Here is a 20,112-nt window from a genome sequence, read left to right on the forward strand (position 1 = left end):
TCATACCGGGCATTTGCCAAAAGCTGCCGTGGCGACAGGCAGCAGACGGCCGATTCTGTTGAAAAAGTCGGCCTTGGTTCCCACGGCAGAAAAGTACGCGTCTGAGATTGAAATCCTTACTTTTGGCTGAGGCTTCCGGACTCAGATTTCACGTAGCAACGTGCAAAAGTTGCATTTTCCCCGGTCAATATCCGGGCAGTGTGAGCGGAGCGACTTTTTCAAAACAATCGGCCAAGAGCAGACATTCGGATAGATGCGCCTAGAGGCTGAGCATTCGCTGAGCCCATTCATACGGGTAGTCACCAATGACTGTCATATTGCATCAAACCGTCAAGGTGAATGTCGTAGGCGCGGCGAAGCAGCGAAGACATTCGGCACGCTGGGCCGAAGTGGACCACTATCTCATCCAATGCAGGCTTCGGTGACGGAGTGCTGGGTACAAATACGGTCCAATAAAGCTGAGGAGCTACATACTGGCGATCGACTGCGAGGCGTTAGCCGCTAGGCCACCGGTATGACCCTGGGCAAAGCCACTGATCAACTGCGGCATCGCCTCCAGGTCCAAGTGGGATAATGATGGTGGATAACATCTCTCCTGCGCGCTGCGCATTCAGAAATGCCCACTAGATGATGCAACGTCACTCAACCGGCAAGAATGGGTCATCAAACTCAATCTCATCTCCTCTTGATCGCAAGACATTTTCAATCTCTCTGGCCATTTGGGTCCAGATCATCCCAGCCGCCTCTTCGCTTCCAAACACCGAGAGCTTTTCGAGCCCTCTCAGAAGCCACGGAAGAAAGCTACCCAAAACACTATTAATAAACGAAACAAAGTCCTCAAAATATGTCTCAACAGATTCTGGGCTAGCTTTAGAGGTCTTTTTGCGCAGACTTTCAAATACCTGCCGCAAGTCCATATTCGAGAGTAAGTTACCGAGCATGTCCTCTACATTATCCTCCGTGACGACATTGCGATGCTTAACACCGGAGTAAATCTTTTTTAACACCTCGTTAGATTGCTCGGGTATATTATGAAATTCTCGCAATAAATCGCTATAAAGTGCTGCACCCACACCAGGCTTTAGTTGCTCCAAGTACTCTACCATCAGTCGACAAGTATCAGGCGAAAACCCGCTAAGGTTGGCTGCTTTTCCAAACTCCGTAAGCCTGATAGGGCTGTTCTTCACAGCCATAGCACCACCAGCCTGTTGATTATCAAGAATCTGATCGACAGCCTCAGAAAGGATCCGACGCACGTTATCCCCACCGTCGGTATGTCCAGCGTATGTGGACTCGGCGAGATCCGAAACAATATCATCCGCCTCCGGGTTTTCACTTATGCATGCGAGCAGCTGTGAACTGAGCGTTGCCTCAAGCATTTGTTTCCCTTGGATAGGCAGTTTATCCCACTCGCCACCCAGCGTTGATTCGATAGGATTGGAAGAAAACATCACTTCCTCCATCCGCCTAGTGTTCCTTTGACCTGGCCTTAAAGAGGGAGGCCCCATCAGGTTTTCAAAAAGAATTGTGTCGCCTTCAGCAAATGCTCCAGCTCTTCCACATCGGCCGGCGATATTGCGAAAGGTCATTGACTTCATAGCAGTGCCATCCTCACGCATGCTGCTGAGCCAATGACCTACGATTGTCCAGCGAAAAGGGAGATCAGCACCCTCGGCGAGCGTAGTTGTGGCGCAAACAACTGATAGAAGACGCGCGCGGACTAACATTTCTATCTTGCGTCGCACATCAAAAGGAAGAGAAGCATTATGGTAAGCAACACCATGACGCAAGCAATCTGCGAGATGAATAAGGTAGGGGTAATTCAGTACGATGCTATCTGCAATTTTTGAAACCTCAACGTCCTCAATGGGGTTCCGGTCTGCAGCTAGCTGATATGCAAGCAATCTCGTGTCTATTTTTCGTGCGCATACTATTAGCCCTGGCGAGCCTAGGCGGATTAAAAGGTCTTTCGCGATTGATCCAAGATTTGCTGCAGCGCTTTTTTCGTTTGCATTGGGGAATCTCGCAGGCTGAATAGCTCCAGGTAGTTTTATTTTTATCGGTTTAGAGAGTTCGTAAGTGGGGTCTTCATCGGATGGACGCAGCGCATCGTAACCATGAATCCAGTACATATCCCCATTTGCCAGGCACATAGCCAGCCGCCGTGCCGTTGGCCTCCACGCAATTTGATGTAAGTCACGCTGCTTTACCCTAAGCCAGCTGCACATCTTCATTGGCTCAGTTAAGACTGCAGAGAGCCCAATAATGCGGATCTTTGGATAGCTTTGTTGCAGCAGCAGTAATCGCGAAATGAGTCCTTCAACCCGAGCACCTCGAACCCCGTTCTCAAGTATATGGATTTCGTCAAAAATGACCGTACGTAATCGCTCGATATCTTTACCTAGGCGCAACCAACCATCAAATCGTTCAGGAGTAGCAACGACAGCCTCACTCCCGCAGGCACCTTTCAGTTTATCTGATCGAAAGCCGCCAAACATCGATACGAAAGGAACATTGTCCCCAAGCCTATTTTGAAGCGAGTCCTTCACCTGCTCGCCGACAGCAACGTAGGGAGCAACATACACACAGAGCCCACTATCTTCAAAATTTGCAGCCATACAAGCTTCAGCAACGAACGTCTTCCCTGTGCTTGTCGGCAGCGTTAACAGGGTATTTTGCCGATGGTTGGCAATCCGTCTCTTTACCAAAAGCACATGTTGCGGGGGCAGCAGGGTTACGGTGCCAGATTTTATAGAGTTTCGGACAAACCAGTCTGGAATTTCGGGAGCATCTTCCAATAGATTGATCGTTGCTAACCGCATCGCTTGATGAGCTGCCACGCGTCCACCCATTAAGAGCGCCCCTTCGGCCATGCTGCCTTGCATCGCAGCTTTTGAAAAACGCCTGAGTGCAGCTTCAAACCATTTCACGCGACGACTTTTACTGCGACTACGGAGCGCCCTGAACCAAGCATATCGAAACGCTTCAAAACGCCCCCTCCCCACGAAGCGAAGTGTCCTACTGGCGGGATTACAAAAAGCTGCGACCATCCGAAAAACAACACTTCTTCTCAGAAAGCCTGTTGATACGTCCGTCAACGCAGCGCGGGCGCTGGGGAAGTTGCCATACATGGCATAAGCAAGTGCGGCATGAAACGACAGATCATCAAGGTCCGCGTCAGCCGGAGGATCGTTCATGCGCCGAAGATGTTGGGCAGTCGATTGTAAAATACGGGCCGCAGCGGTCAGAGGTCGAGCGGTGGTTTCATCATCTAATGATTCTAGTGCATCGAGGTCTACACGCACTTGGAACGCGGTTATGCATTTCAACGCAGTCGCCACGTCATGTGGGTCCGTAGTGGGCAGAGCTGGCTTAGCCCCCCTTGCTTTAGCTGCGGATGATGCTGCGCTCTCCAGAAACGTTACCGATGCGGGGAGATTGCTCATGGCATGCTACTTTCATTGTTTGAGAGATGTATGAAGCATTTCGTAAGGCCATTAATCGCGATGCTCCACGGCTCAATGGTTTTTAAACCCCAACCCTGCTTTTGGATCTTAATGGCTACATCCCCCAATGCCTCGGATGCAGCCACATCTCCTGCAAGTCGGTCATGCACGAGAGTAGGCACCAGCTTGATGCGATCACAGTCCTTGGGATCAGGCATGAAAAGCCTACCGACTCTCTCAAGCGCCAGAACATCAAACTCATGTACCTCTTTCAGATAGCCTACAAGCCAGTTCAGCCTTTGACCAAGTGACCCGGCTACAGTTGTTTTTCCGAGGAGCTTTTCGTAGTCGTCGATTAACGCGGTGGCGTAGGTCAATTTCATCGACCCGGTAGTCTTAATCTCCATGATGTAGAGGCAATCCTTACTCTCATTTCCTGCTGGATCGAGGTGAACAATCGTGACATCCAGCCCTGGTGGAGCCCCGTCTTGTAGTGGTGTCAAAGCCCCCACAAGCGCTACGGTGTACCCGTTTTTCTTTCCGTAAAGGCCACTTTCACGCGCTACTTTGAAAGACAGGAACTCTCCGAGATTACCTTTCCTACCAGTCTCGAGCTTCGTGATTTTTGGCGGCCACGCTTTAGTCACTTCTGTCAGTTGGCCATGTATCCATTCATAAAAAGCTGCGCAGTCAGGGTTACCTCGAACAAACTGAATTTGGTAACCACTCGACGATTTTTTTTGCACGCGGGTAAAGGCCATCGGCATCAGACTTCCTGTTTAAATGCTTAGCCATTGCTGCGTGAGCAAGGCCTCCATTTTGCCATCATAGCGCGACCGCCAGAGGGTGTGGTTAGGTATTCCAGATGACTGGCCTTCTGTGACGCCAGACCACGATTGGGACCGATGGCTGCTTTGGGTCGGTTCGCGACAGCTTGGTTTCGACCGTCGCTAGACCTATTTATAGTCAAACCTCAGTCTGTTCCGCCATCTCCAGGGCGTCATCGACCTCAATTCCCAGATATCGAACGGTGCTCTTCAGCTTCGTATGGCCGAGCAGCAGTTGAACCGCCCACAGCGTCCGCAGGAAGTCGAAGAGCTGTATGCTCAACGGGGCGTGTAGTAGATTGCGTCCAGAAGCGCTGCGCGTCCCAACCAGATTTCGGCGTCAGCCGCATTGCTCGGCTGCGGATGTCTCCACCACGGATCACCGTGCATCGGCTCAATGATGCGCTGCCAGTAGTTCTCCAGGTTCGTTGTGCTCGGGCTGACACCGAAGTTTTCGCACAAGTCCTTTCGGTTGGCCGAATCGATGCACACGAATGCGTCAGGCCGCTTCATCGCCAAGAGCCTAGTCGCGGTCGGTAGTCCGCCGACTCGCCCGTCCTGATCGAAGGCTGCTCTGAACGCTTTGCAGTAGCGGTCGTAGTCGTCCTGCGTGACCGCGCCCATCAACGGGATGAAATCGAGGGCGTGGGAGAGACCTGTGGGCGCTTCGATGACCAGGTTCGCGAACGTCCCACTTGCGCCCATGCTCCCGAAAAGCCCGTAGTCCACGCCTGGCTGCTGAGACTTCTTGCGCCCGAGAGTGCCGGCGACCAGCTTGCGGTCGTCCTTGTTCCACTTCGCGTAGGGTATGCCAGTCGCGAAAAGGGCGCGAGCCTTTGTCAGAACGCCCAAGCGCTCCTTAAACAGGTGCGCAGACGGGTGTGATGAGCTTCGGACCTGCACGAGGTAGTCCGCCCAGCTCATGTCATGTGGCGCTCGCTTGGTATTCGGCTTAGAAGGTGGCCGAACGTCAGCGAACTTGATCAGTTCCTGTCGCGCAGCCGTCTTAGCTGCGTACTGGTGACGGTACCGAAAGAGGAACTCGTGAGAGATGTCCTCCGCCCCTTTCCACGCTTCTGCGACGAAGCGACTGAGGTCTACTAGCGCTGCATCGTCGAGCGAGCCATCAAGCAGCACGCTCGCCTCGACGTTTCGGCTCATCGCCGCCTTCGTGAGATTCGGGCTCCCGACCACGCAGCGTATGCGTTGCCCGTTACGAAACAGGTAGACCTTCGGGTGGAACAGATCGCCCGTAGGAGGAACGACGGCTGCGGCCGCTAGTGCTGCAGCCCGCTCAAGCACCTCGGGTTGCGTCTGGAACATATGAGTGCCGACAACGAAGTGCTCGAACTTCGAGCTGTCTTTCATCGCTGCCTCGAAGACCGCGTTCTCGGTAGCCCAGGCTACTGCCCATTGCATCGACTCGCAGTTCTCAACCAGCGCTATGAGTGTCGACTGCGTCCGCGAAGCCGACAGGAACTTCACATCCATCTCTGCTTTTCCTCGTGCTTCTATTGAACTAAGTCTGGTGCGCTTCTGGGAAACGTCAGGAGAGGCGGACTGCTCGTGCAGCGACCGGCATGTAGAGCCATCGCTCGCTCACGGGCTTGCCGGTTGCGTTGAGAAGGGCATGACCGTAGGACTCGAGCTGGGGGCCGTGCTCGGCCACCAGGTCCTCGTCTCTGGCTGAGCCTCCGGGGTTCGACTTGTGGTCCAGGAGAATCCAGCCGTCTGGCAACTCCACCAGCAAATCGATGCGGCCCCTGATACGAGTGCCGTTCGGGCCATCTGCTTCGATGGGTACCTCGACGTAAACGGGACAGTCGGGCCAGCGCTTGGCTATCCAAGCTTGGAACGCTGAGGTCTGAGTGCACACGGCATCCTTATCTACAGAACCAGCCACGGCCCAGGTCTTCAGAATGCCCTCGACGTCAGGGGGAGAAATACCGCCAAGCACGCCGGCGCGTGCGATACACAGGTGAAGCGCCGTGCCCAGCGATGCCATGTCGGGCTTGCCTGCCAGGCTTAGCCGAACTCCGACGGCGTCGGTCTCGACAACCGTGAATGCACCGCCCGAAGCAGAACTCGGTCGGTGCCACAAAGGTTCGGCCTGCACGCGCGGACGAGTTGCAAACCAGTGGCAAGCCTCGGAGGCTTTGGCAGGTGGTTCCGTTGAGCACTCATCCTTGTTCCAGGACTTAGATAGCCTGGAAAGCTGCTTGCCTTCGGAAGTCGTTATTATTTCTGAGTCACCGAACAACAGCTCGGCTGCACCTTTAATCTCGCCGACCCAGGCGCGGCCCGGCCCTGACCTGCGTACGAAAGATAGTGCGACGTTCATGTCACGTGCGCGGGTCAGGCCCACATATAGCAGACGCTTGTTCTCCGCCAAGGCCTCTGCCTGCATGGCTTGGCCAGTTACGCTGGCTTCGGCATTGAGTGCGGCTTGGGGCTGGGACCGCTTGCCCCAGGTCTTCAGCCAGCAGTGTACAAAGCGGTTGGCGAGCGGCTGCTGCGGATCGAAGCCCCCAACTGTCCTCGCGCGCACGCCCCAAAGTGAACTGCGTGCTGTCGCATCGAGGCTTGTCAGCACAACGATTGGCCACTCCAGCCCCTTGGCCCCGTGATAGGTGAGGACTGAGACCGAGTTGTCTTCTGAAATGGCCCGGTTATCGTCCTCTGCGCTGGCGAGTTCGTCTAGCCAACGAAGCATGCCGCTGACGGTCGCCGGTCGCTTCGCGGCGACACACTCGTCCTCGAAAGTCTTTCCGAGCTCGACCAGTGCCTCGACATTGGACAGCCTATTGCGGCTCTCGTGAGGGGAGGTGGACCATTCGCCGACCCGCCGCACTACTTGGGACTCGGCAGCAGCAAGTCGCAGTACTTCCTGTGGCGTCAAAGCCATTAGCGTTGGACGCAGCTCTTCCAATCGGGCCAGTAGCGGATGGGCGCTCTCACCCTTCGTCAGCCACTCGTGTGACCTCACCCCATCGGTGGCTAGGTATTGCAGCCTGTCTGCAAGCCAGGTCTCGATCGGAGTGCCATCGGCCAGGGTTAGTACCAGCGCCGTGGCGACGGTGTCGGTTGGGTCGTTCATGCGCCTCACACAGGCCATGACATAGATGGCTTCGGCAGTTCCCAATAAACCGGAGCGTGGGCTGGCTGACGGGATGCCCCAGCGGGTGAGCGACGTAACGGAATATTCGACCTGGTCGTTGTAGCGACAAAGCACTCCGATATCGCCGGCCTGAATCGGACGGAGCTCCTCGGTGTCCTTGTCTTCGACCTTGACCCCGGACTCCAGCAGCTCGCGGATGGCCTGGCCAAGACATAGGTAATCCGAGTCGTTTCGGCTGCTCTCGAAGTTCCAGTTCAACAGCGCGGGCTGGTCCGGAATGTCCTTGCGCAGTGGCTGCAACCGAACCTGTTCGGGCGTCAGCTCAGGCTCGAACGCAGAGATGAATAGACCATTAGTGAGCGAGACCAGGCTTTCGTTGGAGCGCCTGGAGGTGTCCAGGGCCTTCCCTACGATTCCGCCCCAGCCCTTGATGGCGTTGAGAACGCCGGAAATGAGGCTTGCGTCAGTTCCGCGAAAGCCATAGATAGCCTGCTTGGGGTCGCCGACCCACACCGACTTCTTAGCCAGCTTGGCCAGCTCGATGAAAAGCGCTAGCTGGAGAGGGCTGGTGTCCTGGAACTCATCAACCATGATGAGATCCAGTTCTGCCGCCAAGACTTCCCGGACAGATGGCTTTGTTCTCAACGCACGTAGCAGCAACACCTCTTGGTCGCTGAAGTCGACGGCACCCAGCGCCTTCTTAGCCTGCTCGTAGGCATTGAGAACGTCGGCGGCGAGGTTGAATATCTGGTCAAGGTACTGGCGGACTTCGGCATGAAAGGCCGGGTGAGACTCGTGGACCTGCGCAGCGGATTTGACTGGCGCCACGATATCTCTGACCTTGGCGCCAGCGTCAAATCCGGCTGCGCCGATCCAGTCGGGCCAGCACCAGCGGCCTTCACGGAAGAGTCGATCTAGCTTCTGGAGTCCCTCTAGGCCTTTTAATAGGTTGTCTGCAACTTTGGCATCGACAGCTTGCTGCTGTTCTACGTATGCCGCTACCCCCTTGTGTGCTTCGGCCAGCGCAGTCGCCAATGCTTCGGTTGGGTCCAGCCCCGTAGCCGGAGCAGGCCAATTCGTGAGCATCGCGTCCGCGTTCTGGGAACCCATCACTCGAAGCTCCTCCGGTCCAATATCGTTGTCGAGTGCGGCCTTAACGACAGCCTCAACAGTCTTGGACCAGTCCGCCTGCTCGATGCCGAACCGCTCTGTGAGCCGAACAAGCTCCGTTTGAGCGTCGGCTTCCATCGACTCGGCAAGTGTAGCTTTGAGCAGTCTCTTGGATTGACCTTCGCCCAGGACAGTCTGGTCGGGAGACAGGCCCAGCTCAAAGCAGAACCGCTTGAGCATCTGGCCGCAAACGCTATTGACGGTGCCCAAGCGGGCCTGGCCGATAGCTGTGGCCAGGTCGATACGTCCATTTTCAAGCAGCCAGGAGCGGGCACGTTCGCGCAGTTCGGTAGCGGCCTTCACGGTGAAGGTCGTGGCCAATATGGCGTGAGGGCGCGCTGTGCCCGATTCGAGAGCTTGAGCGAGTGTTTCGGTCAGCTTGTAGGTCTTGCCACTGCCGGCGCCTGCACTGATGAATTCGATGTTGTTCATCATTTCCAGCCTCCCAGCAAGATAAGGTGATCTCGGTCCCATTTGTTTGGACCGTTGACCGGAAGGGTCCCCTCAGGGCCTTGGAACTCGTCACTCGGATCTTCCGGAACGACTTCGATGGTCCCCGCATCCAACTGCTGCTTGCGCCACTCCCACGTGGTGCGGGTACGGTCTAGTAGGTTGGAGACGGTTACGCCGTCGGGCGGTCTTCTGACTTGCGCTTTTGGGAAAATGTCGGCAGCGGTGATGTACAGTCCCCCGCTTTCCAGGATGAAATAGCCAAGCGCGGCGGGTGCGACACCGCTTGTTTGCTCTATGAGGCTGGAATAGAGCGCCAACTGTAGGTGCTCACCAGAGCGAAGCAGCCCGGCGTAGTAGGTATCGCCTCTCCACTTTATGTCCACGGCGACAGTTCGCTTGTCACCAAGCGTGACCAAGAGATCAATTTTGCCGATCAGCGGAACTGCTCCCAAGGTTCCTCTGAACTCCACCTCAGTCTGAACCTGAATGGCACCTGCGAGCCTGAGGTGATCGAGGAGACTACCTATGGCTCGTTCGCAAACCTTCCGGAAGTGTTGCTGCGTTACCCCCGCGCCCTGCATGAGTAGTACAGCGCCTTCAGTCAGCAAGAGCGAGTCGGCTTCGGCGCGGAACCAGGCAACGGCATCGGCGTTTGACCAACTCAGGGCATCGTTGTGCGCGAAGAGTTTCTCGAGCACCCGATGAGCGAGGATGCCCAGCAGGCGGTTGCCCTCATCCACCCCCAGGACTGAAGTAGGATCTAGCTTCGCCACTCGTTTCAAAACGAATAGGGCCGCGTCATTGAAGAGCTCGTTGAGCGTAGTAAACGACTGTGAGGCGTCGCCGAGCTGCACGGGATGAGGGAGTTGGATGTGTCGTGGAATAGCGGGCAGCGACTGACGTGCAAGCACCTCGGCAGTTACCCCGAGAAGTGTGGAGTTGAGTGCAATGTCCAGGTCAAGCGAAGCGGACTCGATATCCGGTACGAGCTTCTTAAGAAGCTGGCGAATCGGATGTACTTCTGAACCGGGGGGAGGGTAGACGATGATGAATCTTTTTCTCGCAGCAAGTAGTGGCCGCAGCCACTTCAGTGCTAACGATACAAGCTCACGCGCCGGGTCTCGCAACTGCACACCTAATTGAGTCAGAGCATTCACCTCGGCAGGAGACCAAGGCAGAGGTGAGGGCAGGGCAGGCGTAGATGGCATCCACCAGATCACTTCATCAGCGGCTTCGATGCACGCGGCTGCCGTGCTGGTCGAGCGCATGCAGCCGACATGGGAAACCGCAGCGGGGTTGGTTGCCCCGGCGGGCGTGGCGTGGGCGACCAACTGCTCGACTTGCCGAGGCAGCACCGTGGCCAACCCTTGCCGAGCCAGCTCGATCAATGCTTCATGGACGGCCGCACATTGGCTATGCGCTGCCGTGAAGCTCGCCGCATCAGCGGATTCACCTGAAAGGCGAAGCCGCATAGCCTCCTTCATCCGGGCGACGCGAGCAATCAGTGCATCGACCGGCACTCCATCGGTGCGTGACCAGCGCTCTGACTCCAGCCAGAAGTTAATTTCATCTGCTACTTCCTGGGCATCGTTACCCGCTGCGATCTTGGCCTTAGCCGCCGTCCAGGCGTCGCTCCCAATTCCAGGCTGCTTGGCGACAGCACGAGCGAGCCTGCCTCTCGCAGGACGGCTGAATGGGCCAACTGGGTGCGTCAGGAAATCCAGCAGTCGGTTCATGTCTATTGGTTCCCAGCACATTTCCAAGGCAAGGATTAGTGCCTGTAGGGCTGGGCGGAGCTGACTAGGGCGTTCGAACCCGCAGTTGACCCCGCCGGTCGCGGACAGCGACACGTCTAGCGAGTCGCCGGCCTCCTCTGCCAGGATCAGCCGGTCACCGGGCTGGTGCGAGTGCTGTGCGCTCAACCAGTGTTCGGCGGTCGTGGCCGCGAGAGCGTGCACTAGCAAGACGCTCCCGTCGGTCTGCACGGTCAGATTGCCCGCGGAGCCTCCAGCCAGAACGGTTAGGGCTTGCTCTTGCAACGCACGAAGTTGGCCTTCTCCCTGTGGCTCGGGAAGTCGGACTTCGACCGCTGGCAGGCGCTCGAGCACCTGCCGCCAGAGAAGCGGGAAGTCCTCGGGCGGGTCAACCAGGTGAACTGACTTGATGGGGCCGGGGCCGGACGCACTCAGAGCCTGCATCACCAGGTGCAAGCGCTCGGCCTCTCCGGGCGGCAGCGTTTCGAGAGCTGCCTTTTCAATGGAAGCAAGCTCCTGGATTCGCGAAGGATGCTCTGGATTCGCGCTGCCGTCCCAACCGCCAAGCCGCCACTCGTCACGCCAGGCCAGGAGGCGCGCGGCCGTACCGATACTGTCGGCCTTCAGGGACTCACTGTAGAAGCGCGAGTTGTTGTCATGGACACGCAGCAGGCCAGAGTAGATGGCCACGCGTCTGGCCTTGGACGCTTCTGGCGCGCTTAGACCAAGGTAGGTCTCCAGCAGGGACAGAAATCCGAGGCGGCCGACTATCGGGGTGTTGAAGAAGTTCGTCGGGGACGGACCCTGACGGGAGTCCAAGAAAAGGCCAAAAGTGATGTGCATGCTGCAGTTGACTCCCTGAAGGCAATCGAATGCAGGCGTCCTATTGCATCTTGTTCCCCTGCTCCTAGTCGACAAGACTAACCGAAAGCAACCATTCACGTACGACGGAAAATTGATGAGAACGGCTGTCAGACCACGACTGCCTGTGTGTCAGATATCGCAGCAAGGCAGACACGGGGCCGCGCCTACGGAATTTCCGCTCTTTACCGTTAGCAGCCTTTCTCCAGCTACCCATCGCGTAACGCTCTCTAGCGCTAGGCGACCCGAGGTGGTGATTGAGCCGTTCCTACCTGCCCCTGAAGAGGGAGCGCGATTGCAGAGGCTCATCACAGCCGCTCTCCGGGTTGGACAAGTGGTCGAGGTGGATGGCCGCAGTGTCGATTCGCTTCACCCTGGGGCATGAGCGGTTACTGTGCTTGACAACTTGGGGGATGTGATAGTTCGAAAGCAGGTGTAGTTGTGGCTAAAGCATCGAGTTGAAAAAATATGAGGCCGCAAAGACGGTTATTGATCTAGAAAGGAATGAGCGCCGAGGATGAATGCTGGCGAGTACTCGCGATACAGAACGTCGTAGGGATCCATTAGCCTGCCATGGAAATTTACTATTTTTCGAGTTTAAGAAAGGGGTTATCGGCAGGCATGGACCCAGCTTCGAAAAATAGTGCTGGGTTTTCTAGAAGATAGCCTTTGAGTTTTGCCTTCTTCCTGGGGCCTTCGACCTGACAGAGCCAGATATTCAAACCATCGTCGCGCTTTTTGTGGGTCTTCAGCCTCTCGAACTGTTTCTGCACCCATCGCCATTCTTCACCTTCGTAATAGGCACCCATTGATATGCCCGGAAACTCCTGAACATAGCGCTGAAAAATGCCAGGAGTGACCAGAAATACGCGGCCACTCACCGTGTGCACCTTGGCCTTGCTGTCGTTGATGATCAGCTTGTGACTCTGGATACCTTCCTTGACCCAACTCAGGAAAACCTGGCCAGAGTTATCCGAAGCAGGATCTGAGATTTCGTGAGCACTTTCTAAAGGTGAACGATTGGTCTCGGGTTCTGTTATTTCGAACATGTCCAGCAACGTTCCTAAATAGTCGTCATCTTCCATAGCTAGTGAATCAGGTTGCGATTGGCTTCGAGTTGATCGTGTATTGACTGCCGTGGGAGGTGAGGGGGATGGCGGACCGTCAGGTTGCTGGTCATTGGTTGCAACGCTCACTGTTCCGCTGAACGCCTCAGGCCGGTCTTCATCACCCCAAATCAGTGCCGGCTGAAGGCGCAGAAAGGTGAAAGTCTGCTGCCAATTTCCCTGTGTCACAAGCGCAGTCCAGATGGCTTTGCCATCCGGCGTGGACTCAACCAATCCATGTGACTGCAGCTCGTCGAATACCGCGAGGTTGGACGAGGGAATGCCTTCAATCGATTGCGACAGCAGATAGGCTCGTAGCTTGTCCGTGACCGTCTTGCTGACGAGCCAGAGTGCGTCCTGGGTCAGCCATCCCGTGGCACCCGGCTGGTTGAGTTTCAGCTCGTGCTGAACCAGATGACGCAGTCCGCTAATCAAGTGATATTGCAACGAATGAGTGTGCGCTTGTAATGCCTTGCTTGGGTTACCGCCGATGTTCTGCGCGGTGGAGACGCGGTCGGCTTGAATCACCAACTCCCCCAGCACGCCGGCACGTTCGTACTGACCCGCCAGGACATACAGTAGACCGGCCCACAGTGACGGAAATCCACTGAGCCAATCGAGGATGGGGCTATCGAGAATCTGGTTGTAGAGCAAGCCCGCGGCGGCGCCGTGCAGGTGGTAGTCGCGACCCTTGATGTAACGAAAACGGTAGGGCTGATCCAGTGAGCCCTGCCAGGGATGCCAAAGACGGCCATCTTGGCGTTCGACCAACAGGTCCACGGCGATCTTGCCTATGTCATGGAGAAGCGCGCCATAGGCGATGCCTGCGGACCAGGCGTCAGTCTGGGCAGCTTGGTCTTCAGGCGCGGCACCGGTGGGAAGTAGATATAACTGACGCAGTTTCAAACTGCAGGCGACCAGCTCCAGCCCATGGTCAAGCATGCCACCAAGATACGCATGGTGGTGTGTTTCGCTGGCCGGGAGTTGCTGGACCTGTTCGGCGTAACGATGTATAGGATTTAAATAGAGCTGGCTGAACTGCGCGTGGGAGAGGGCGGTGTACTGCCAAATCCGATCAAGCAACTGACAGCGGTGGTCCGCCGCTAACAGGCTGTGGGCCGACTCAACGGGTAGGTAGCCTTCGGCGACGTTGACGGTCGGTGGCGGAGGTGGCTTCTGCTTTTTGTGGCGAAACAGACTGAGCATCGTGACCCCCGGGAGGTGGCTGGGTCAGTGGCCTTTTAGCCTTTTCGGATAGAGCTCTTACCCTTGAGTCCCCATTCCCTTCCAACCCTTACCCGTCCTTTTTGGCTCGTGTCCCTTTGCGCGGCAATCGGGATATCGATACTGCTACACATCGTTTTGTTGGGGCTGGTACGAAAAAGAAAAGAGTCGGTACACTACGGTGCCTATTTTTTGGGTCTTGCCATGAACCTCACTGACGCCACGCTTGTGCTGTTGCTCGCGGCACGTATCCATGGGACCGACGAAGCCGTCAGGGCCTCGGCGAAGAGCGTGGTCAAGAAGTTGCCGCGCAGCAAACGCGATCTGATCTACAAAGTGATCGATAGTCGAAGTCCGCTTGAGCTGGTGGATTTTCTGGCGCAGAACCTGGATGCGGAATGACAGGCTGCGGGTGTGTGCGCTCTCTGATTCTTTGCATCAGTGCCCCGTGGCATGGGGCTTTTTCCGGGCGCAGAAAAAAGGGCTCAACTCGCGTTGGGCCCTGTGAAGCGATTGGAACGGTGAGGTAACGATTAAGCTCCATCGTTCATGCATAGCGAGTCATCCAAGACTACTTGCCCCAATTGCTGCTTCAGGTTTAGTACATACTCCGAGGCGCTTCGGGCGTGGCCACTGGCACGAAAGATTGCGCGCTTGTCAGCCTTGAGCAGGCTGAGCCAGGAGTCGATGTAGCCCTCGTGCCTCAGCTCTCCCTGTATACCGGCGTAGGCACATAAAAACGCCGCGCCCATTTCGGCGATCAACTCCTCAAATGCGTAGCCTGGCGAGCCGAACGGACAGGCTGACGTCACGCCTTCGCGTTGCAACCGAGCGTGATGCCCGGTCCAGTGCGTCAGCTCGTGAAGTGCGGTGGCGTAGTACCCACCTTCATCGTGGAATTGCGCTTTTGTCGGCAGTTGGATGAGATCCCTGATCGGGTGGTAAAAGGCTTCGTCGGCAGGCCGATGAACGATGCGTGCACCTGAACTTAACAGCAGATTTTCCGCGGCGCTGTTGGGCTGGAAGGGATCGCTCTGTTCCGTCTCGAGCAGGGTGTCATTGAGCATTTCGAGCCCCTCCGTTTGCTCGATGTTGAACAGAAAATGTATCCTGAGAATGCAGAAGTGAGCGACCTTGGGCTGACCGTTTTCATCGAGTACGGGTTGGCCTGACTCGGTCTGTTCCTCGCGCTCCATCGGCTTGTAGAGCACCGCCAGAGTGCTGTGCTCACCCTTACGAATGTGCCCACCGGTCTTTTTGGCTTGGTTGAAGGTCAGCCAACGATCTTGAGTGAAGCCCTGCAACCTGGCCTCGGCCCAGAGCAGCGGTAAATTGATGCCCGAATACGGACGTCGCGTGATGGCGTTGATGGGGTAGGGTTGATGACCGATGTAAGCGGAGCCACTTGAGGACCAGGGTTTGATCCAGGGAACAACGCCTTGGTCTAACGCGGTAACGATCTTGTCTGTCACGTCTTGGTAGATATCGCGCATGGCAATTTCCTCGAGAGCAAAACGGAGGAACGCCTTGCCCGTCGGGGGAGGGTTCCCCGGTTGGGTGATGGGTTGGATTGATGCAGGTCCTGCATACCGTCCGAATGTGGAGGTGGGCGCCGCCCATTGCACTTAGCGTTGGTGTTCTGCTGCAAGCGCTATCAGCAAGGCGGCAGGCTGACCCGGTTCTTGGAGTAGGCTCAGACTCAATTGCAGCAACGGGTCTTGGTCTAAGCGATCGGTTGGTTCAATGTGGATTACCTCGAACAGCACGTAAGGCTTGTGTGGAAAGGCCAGGTGGGCTTCGAAGGCTGCGCGCAATACGTGGCTCAACCGATCGACCTGCAGCTTCTCAGCGTGATCGGATTGCTCTAGCAGTACTGCGCGTTGCCACGCGCCAGGGGTGAACACGATGGGCAACCGAAGGGTGTTCAGTGGTTCCGGTGTAAGTGAATCGGGCATGGTATGTCTCCGTTGAAAACGCGAAGAAACCTGTCCTGTGCGGGGAAAGATTTCCCCGCAGTGGGTTGAAGAAAATCAAGAGGGCTTATCTCACGAGCAGCGCTCGAAAGGTGCTCAGGAGAGCAGTAGGCGTTCATCACCGTAGCAACGGTCACCGTGCGAGCCACCGAACGCTAATCGCACTTGGGGAGAACCATCACCGAAGTGACGTAGCCTTGAAGGTTCTGGCTACCTGGGAAAGTGCTGCCGATAACAGCGATCCGTACCTCGGGTTTAGCCGAGCTGTTCGCGAATAGCAACGAGATAAACCAACACGTTAGACGAACTGAGTCTACTGAAAGCCAGCCTTGTTTTTTCGACCGGATTGACTGACAAACGGTTAGGCTTGGAGCGGTACCGGCAAGCTTCTAAAGGGTGTGATACTAGGGTGATGATGTTCAATGAAGTTGTATGAAAATGTGGTTATCGGAAATTTTCTCTACGGGCTGGGGTTCGCTCTTGGTTCACAGCTGAGATCCGGTCAGTTACCAAGCATGGTGAACTTGCTTCAACAAACGCCAGACGATAAACGATTGGGGGATTTGCTGATGGCATTCCCCGGCACAGTACGTTTGATCGAGTTTAAGACTGAGGCTAACAAGTCAAAAAAAGAGGCTGGTCGTCACCAGTTTCTATCTCGAATTTTTTCCGAAAAATTGGACGAATTGCCTGATCTACCAGGTACTTCGCGGCGGGTGCATTGGTACATCGAAACGGCGCCTCTTCCCAGCGCTGCACTGTCGGCACGCATTGAACCCTACCTCGATGCGTTTGGCGACGGCGCCAGGCAACGGCCTAAGTCAACCGAGAGGTTCCAAAATTTTATCGAGGAGCTGGCTGTTGGCATTCTGCAACGCAGATCGGCTGAGATCACAAGGGCTGAGCGCGACTACATCGATCTGGTGCGGCTTGCTCAAGGGCCAGAGGAGACCGGAACAGGCGGATTGGTGCTTGTGGCCGGCAGCGGTGGAAGTCTGCATTTCGCCGCCTTACAGGATTTGATGGATTTGAACCTATCCCACAAACAATGGATCGAGTACAGCCAGGAGCGATATCTTTCCCTTCAGAGAGAGATGAAGCAACCAGGTCATGAGATGCCCGATCTAAAAGGTCCAACTTTAGGAAGATATTGATGGCCGGAACAAGTCAAGAGCAAGCGCACGATCGAAATTTTCAGGCCCTCTTTGGCGCGGCTCGCAAAGTTCTCGAAGCTGTAGAGATCGATGAGAGCAAGTCTCGACGGGCTACTGATGCGTTGCGTGAGCTGCAGGATAGCGTCGAAAAGAAGCTGGTTCGACTGGAGGCTGGCGTCAAGCAGAGTATCGAGAGTTCTGCACAGTCAACTGCGAATCAAGCTGCTGAGCTGTTGAGCAAGAGATTCACGGAGGCAGATGCTGCCGCTCAGCGGGCTGCTGAACTGTACAACATGGCAGCAAAAAAATTGAATAGCAGGCGTTGGCTCTACTTCCTGTCGGCGCAGGCTACGATCCTTGCATTGGTAGTAGTGTCTCTTTATTTGTGGGTGCCGTCATTAGACGAAATAAAAGCGCGTCGAGTTGAAGTTGCGAGACTGGGCGAATTAGCTAGTCGGGTTGAGTGGTCGAAATGCAATGTTGGGAACGGTCAGACGCGCGATTGCATACGCACGGACGAATCGGAGCATACGGACATTTTCGGAGACCGCACAAAGGGCAAGACCTATCGCATACCAAAAGGTTACTAACCGTTTACTGGTCCTATGCCTGACGGAATGCGATATGGGTGCGGCGCTCAACGCGACGCCCATATCAAAGCTCGCGGTGCCGTCTGAGCAAACTGATAAATGGTCACGCACGGGCCGTCTTCAGTAGTAAGCTATTACTTTTGTCTCAACCATGAAAACGCTCAGAAGAGGGCGAGACCATGCCGACTCAGCAACCTGTTCAGAGTTCACGTGCCCACCGCTGGGCGTATGCCTGTGGTCTGTCGGTGAAGTGTGGTTACCGTAGGTTGAAAACGTTTGAATCCCGCGTGGTTGAGCGTGCGGAGACGGCAGGAATGCCCGCAGGTAAATTACTTGTTCGCGGGAGTTTTCTAGTCATCAAGTTGGCAGTAGCTGCCGGACTCCTTCTCGTTAGCTTATGGTTTACAGTGTCGGTGATGATCCTTATTGCCTTGTGTTGGGCCATCGCCAATGGAACGTCTATCAAACCTAAGGATGCTCTCCGGTACAAGGCATATGGCGACCCATATGGTGAGTATGAGTATGGGCGCGCACCCGGTCAGCCTGATTTAAAAGACCTGTAGTCGAGTTCTTCACCCCTTCCTTAAGGTCTTTCCAGCAGACATCAGAGCTCCAGCGCCCCTTGCACCCGCATCCTGAGCTTGAGCTGCTCCTTTGCTAAGCATGCCGTCGGCAATTGAGCCAACGCTATATCCTGCCCAGCTCATTGCAGCCAAAAACAACATTGGAAGCACGACGAACATTGCCCCCATCACATACTCGATCACCTGCGCCGTGACCGTTCCATCCATAAATCCAGATGTGGGCAGCGATAACAGCACCTGATTGGACGCCGAAACCTGGTTGTACAAGGTATCGAGCATGCTGGAGTCGACCCAGCGGGCCAGTTCCCACCAGAAGCCCAGCATGTGCAGCGTGAACAGCGCGAACGTCACCGTCATGACGGTCTTTAGCTGGTAGGTACTGACCAGCAGGATCAGCGGCAAGCTGATGATGACGCCCATGATCAGGAAAGCCTGCACCATCGGCAGAGCGGCGCGTAGCGCGTTCATCGCCGGGAAATTGCTGAAGGAGCCGAGAGCCAGCCCAGTGTTGGTGGCCAGGTTATTAAGTCCCTGATTGATCGAGCCGCCACGAGCGCTGGAACCATAGTCCTGGTACACCTGTCCGGGCGACATGGACATCGATTGCTGGCGCGGACTGACCAGTTCGCGCAGGGTGGCATCCTCAATCTCGTTGTTCGAGCGGCCAGTCAGCCAACCTTTCAGCTGAGTCAGCAGAGAGGGATCAACCTGCTGGATCAACCGCTCGCGCAAGCCAACACCGCTGTCGCTCCACCACTGCTTGCAAGTGGGGTAGCCCGCGCCATTCTCCAGCCGCGGCAAGGAAACATCGCGGCTTTCGTCATACGGCCAACTGATTCGCGGTGTACGTGAACGATCCGTGTCGTAGTAGCCGGGCGTGTCGAGAAAATAGCTTGAACCGATCCAGGACGCATCGTGACTTTGTACCTTGTCCAACTGCGGGCGATTGGTAAACAACCGAGAACGGGAATAGCCATAACAGTCGCGGGTGAAGTCGGCGACTTCCTGCAGTAGTACCTGGCTGTCGATGCGCGAGCTGTCGATCTCCATGCGCATCTGCCGGATATCCGGTGCGCAGGGGATGGAGGCGGTGGCTGCGGCGGTTACCCCTTTGCTCAAGGCATGCACTAGAAACCACCAGATCGGTACGTTGGCGGAGCGTTCGCCGATGGTATTGAAGGTCGTCCCCCAGGCGGTTTCCGCCGGTTTAGCCACGCTGACACCGCAGCGCTGGCTCGCTGCATCATCGAACGCCATTGAGGCGAGGCTCAACGGAAAGACCGGCGCGCAGCCGAACAATACGACGATGTAGGCCAGCCACAACCGGTTCTCGATCCGCGGCACCGAGAGCAATCCCTTGTTACCTTCATCCGCGCCTTGCTGACGGGCCGACAGCCATTCCTGGAGGATGATCGCGCCGAAGGGCGCGGCGAACAGCCCGGTGTCGGACAGGACACTCCAGAGGCCGTTGTTGATGATCCAGGCCAGCAGAGAGAGGTAAAATTCCAGGTAGCTGTTGGTGCTCATGAGCATGGTGGTGACCTCACAGTCGGGTGAGTTCGATGACGGTCAAGAGCACGAGCCCTAATGCCCCGATGCGCCACACGCGCAGTCGATCCTGTGGTCGGCGTCGGTAGCGCCGAAGCAGATCCCACCAGAGCGCAAAAAGGGCGACATAGAGCAGGGCGCGCCACCACCGCAGATAAGGTCGTGCGGATTCGAATGCCTGCTGCCAGACCTCGAAACTACCGAGCGCAGTTCGGCCGATCCAGGCGACCAGTGCGGCGGTCAGGATCGTCACCGCGGCAATCCCCAGACCTGAAAGCAGAGTGAATAGCGGTGAGCGTTTCAT

The 20,112-nt window shown here is 56.1% G+C and carries 14 protein-coding genes and 1 pseudogene; 4 read left to right on the forward strand and 11 right to left on the reverse strand.

Annotated elements, in window-relative coordinates:
• Positions 1–638 precede the first annotated feature (638 nt).
• The 7 genes and pseudogenes from ABCR88_RS13980 to mobH all read right to left on the reverse strand — a co-directional run bounded on the left by ABCR88_RS13980 (position 639) and on the right by mobH (position 13,941).
• Positions 639–3,446, reverse strand: coding sequence for a DEAD/DEAH box helicase (locus ABCR88_RS13980; RefSeq protein WP_350404741.1), 2,808 nt, complete (start codon positions 3,444–3,446; stop codon positions 639–641).
• Positions 3,443–4,213 (reverse strand): hypothetical protein, encoded by a 771-nt coding sequence (locus ABCR88_RS13985; RefSeq protein WP_192874387.1) that lies wholly within the window; start codon positions 4,211–4,213, stop codon positions 3,443–3,445. The genes ABCR88_RS13980 and ABCR88_RS13985 overlap by 4 nt, the downstream gene beginning before the upstream one ends.
• Positions 4,214–4,412: 199 nt before the next feature.
• A pseudogene (locus tag ABCR88_RS13990) lies at positions 4,413–4,529 on the reverse strand (integrase); the annotation flags it as partial.
• Between the two features lie 23 nt (positions 4,530–4,552).
• The gene (locus tag ABCR88_RS13995) at positions 4,553–5,764 is read right to left on the reverse strand and encodes a phospholipase D family protein (protein WP_096134206.1); all 1,212 of its coding nucleotides are present in this window, start codon (positions 5,762–5,764) and stop codon (positions 4,553–4,555) included.
• A gap of 55 nt (positions 5,765–5,819) precedes the next feature.
• Positions 5,820–8,996: a UvrD-helicase domain-containing protein gene (locus ABCR88_RS14000; RefSeq protein WP_236188319.1), complete on the reverse strand. Its 3,177-nt coding sequence runs from the start codon at positions 8,994–8,996 to the stop codon at positions 5,820–5,822.
• Positions 8,993–11,611, reverse strand: a complete 2,619-nt coding sequence (locus ABCR88_RS14005) for a PD-(D/E)XK nuclease family protein (protein WP_236188312.1) — start codon at positions 11,609–11,611, stop codon at positions 8,993–8,995. The genes ABCR88_RS14000 and ABCR88_RS14005 overlap by 4 nt, the downstream gene beginning before the upstream one ends.
• Positions 11,612–12,213: 602 nt before the next feature.
• Complete coding sequence (gene mobH / locus ABCR88_RS14010; RefSeq protein WP_236188311.1) at positions 12,214–13,941, reverse strand: MobH family relaxase; 1,728 nt, start codon at positions 13,939–13,941, stop codon at positions 12,214–12,216.
• Between the two features lie 222 nt (positions 13,942–14,163).
• Between mobH and ABCR88_RS14015 the strand changes: the two genes are divergently transcribed.
• Positions 14,164–14,361 carry a hypothetical protein gene (locus ABCR88_RS14015; protein ID WP_007901093.1) on the forward strand — a complete coding sequence of 66 codons (198 nt, stop codon included), beginning with the start codon at positions 14,164–14,166 and terminating at the stop codon, positions 14,359–14,361.
• 131 nt (positions 14,362–14,492) lie between these two features.
• On the opposite strand, the gene ABCR88_RS14020 is transcribed toward ABCR88_RS14015, so the two are convergent.
• Together ABCR88_RS14020 and ABCR88_RS14025 are read right to left on the reverse strand one after the other, a co-directional pair.
• Positions 14,493–15,452 (reverse strand): zincin-like metallopeptidase domain-containing protein, encoded by a 960-nt coding sequence (locus ABCR88_RS14020; protein WP_236184624.1) that lies wholly within the window; start codon positions 15,450–15,452, stop codon positions 14,493–14,495.
• Between the two features lie 132 nt (positions 15,453–15,584).
• A complete protein-coding gene (locus ABCR88_RS14025) occupies positions 15,585–15,914 on the reverse strand; it encodes a hypothetical protein (RefSeq protein WP_236184622.1) in 330 nt (109 codons plus the stop codon).
• A 440-nt stretch (positions 15,915–16,354) separates the two neighbouring features.
• Between ABCR88_RS14025 and ABCR88_RS14030 the strand changes: the two genes are divergently transcribed.
• The 3 genes from ABCR88_RS14030 to ABCR88_RS14040 all read left to right on the forward strand — a co-directional run bounded on the left by ABCR88_RS14030 (position 16,355) and on the right by ABCR88_RS14040 (position 18,239).
• Positions 16,355–17,086, forward strand: coding sequence for a hypothetical protein (locus ABCR88_RS14030; protein ID WP_236184620.1), 732 nt, complete (start codon positions 16,355–16,357; stop codon positions 17,084–17,086).
• On the forward strand, positions 17,086–17,676 hold the full coding sequence (locus ABCR88_RS14035) for a hypothetical protein (protein ID WP_126589252.1): 591 nt from the start codon (positions 17,086–17,088) through the stop codon (positions 17,674–17,676). The genes ABCR88_RS14030 and ABCR88_RS14035 overlap by 1 nt, the downstream gene beginning before the upstream one ends.
• 179 nt (positions 17,677–17,855) lie before the next feature.
• Positions 17,856–18,239 (forward strand): DUF3742 family protein, encoded by a 384-nt coding sequence (locus tag ABCR88_RS14040; RefSeq protein ID WP_126589253.1) that lies wholly within the window; start codon positions 17,856–17,858, stop codon positions 18,237–18,239.
• Positions 18,240–18,248: 9 nt separating this feature from the next.
• Here ABCR88_RS14040 and ABCR88_RS14045 read toward each other — a convergent pair whose 3' ends face one another.
• Both ABCR88_RS14045 and ABCR88_RS14050 read right to left on the reverse strand, forming a co-directional pair.
• The gene (locus ABCR88_RS14045) at positions 18,249–19,793 is read right to left on the reverse strand and encodes a conjugal transfer protein TraG N-terminal domain-containing protein (RefSeq protein WP_236188309.1); all 1,545 of its coding nucleotides are present in this window, start codon (positions 19,791–19,793) and stop codon (positions 18,249–18,251) included.
• Between the two features lie 10 nt (positions 19,794–19,803).
• Positions 19,804–20,112 (reverse strand): hypothetical protein, encoded by a 309-nt coding sequence (locus ABCR88_RS14050; RefSeq protein ID WP_236188308.1) that lies wholly within the window; start codon positions 20,110–20,112, stop codon positions 19,804–19,806.

The organism is Pseudomonas sp. W17 (assembly GCF_040268305.1).
Lineage (GTDB): Bacteria > Pseudomonadota > Gammaproteobacteria > Pseudomonadales > Pseudomonadaceae > Aquipseudomonas > Aquipseudomonas protegens.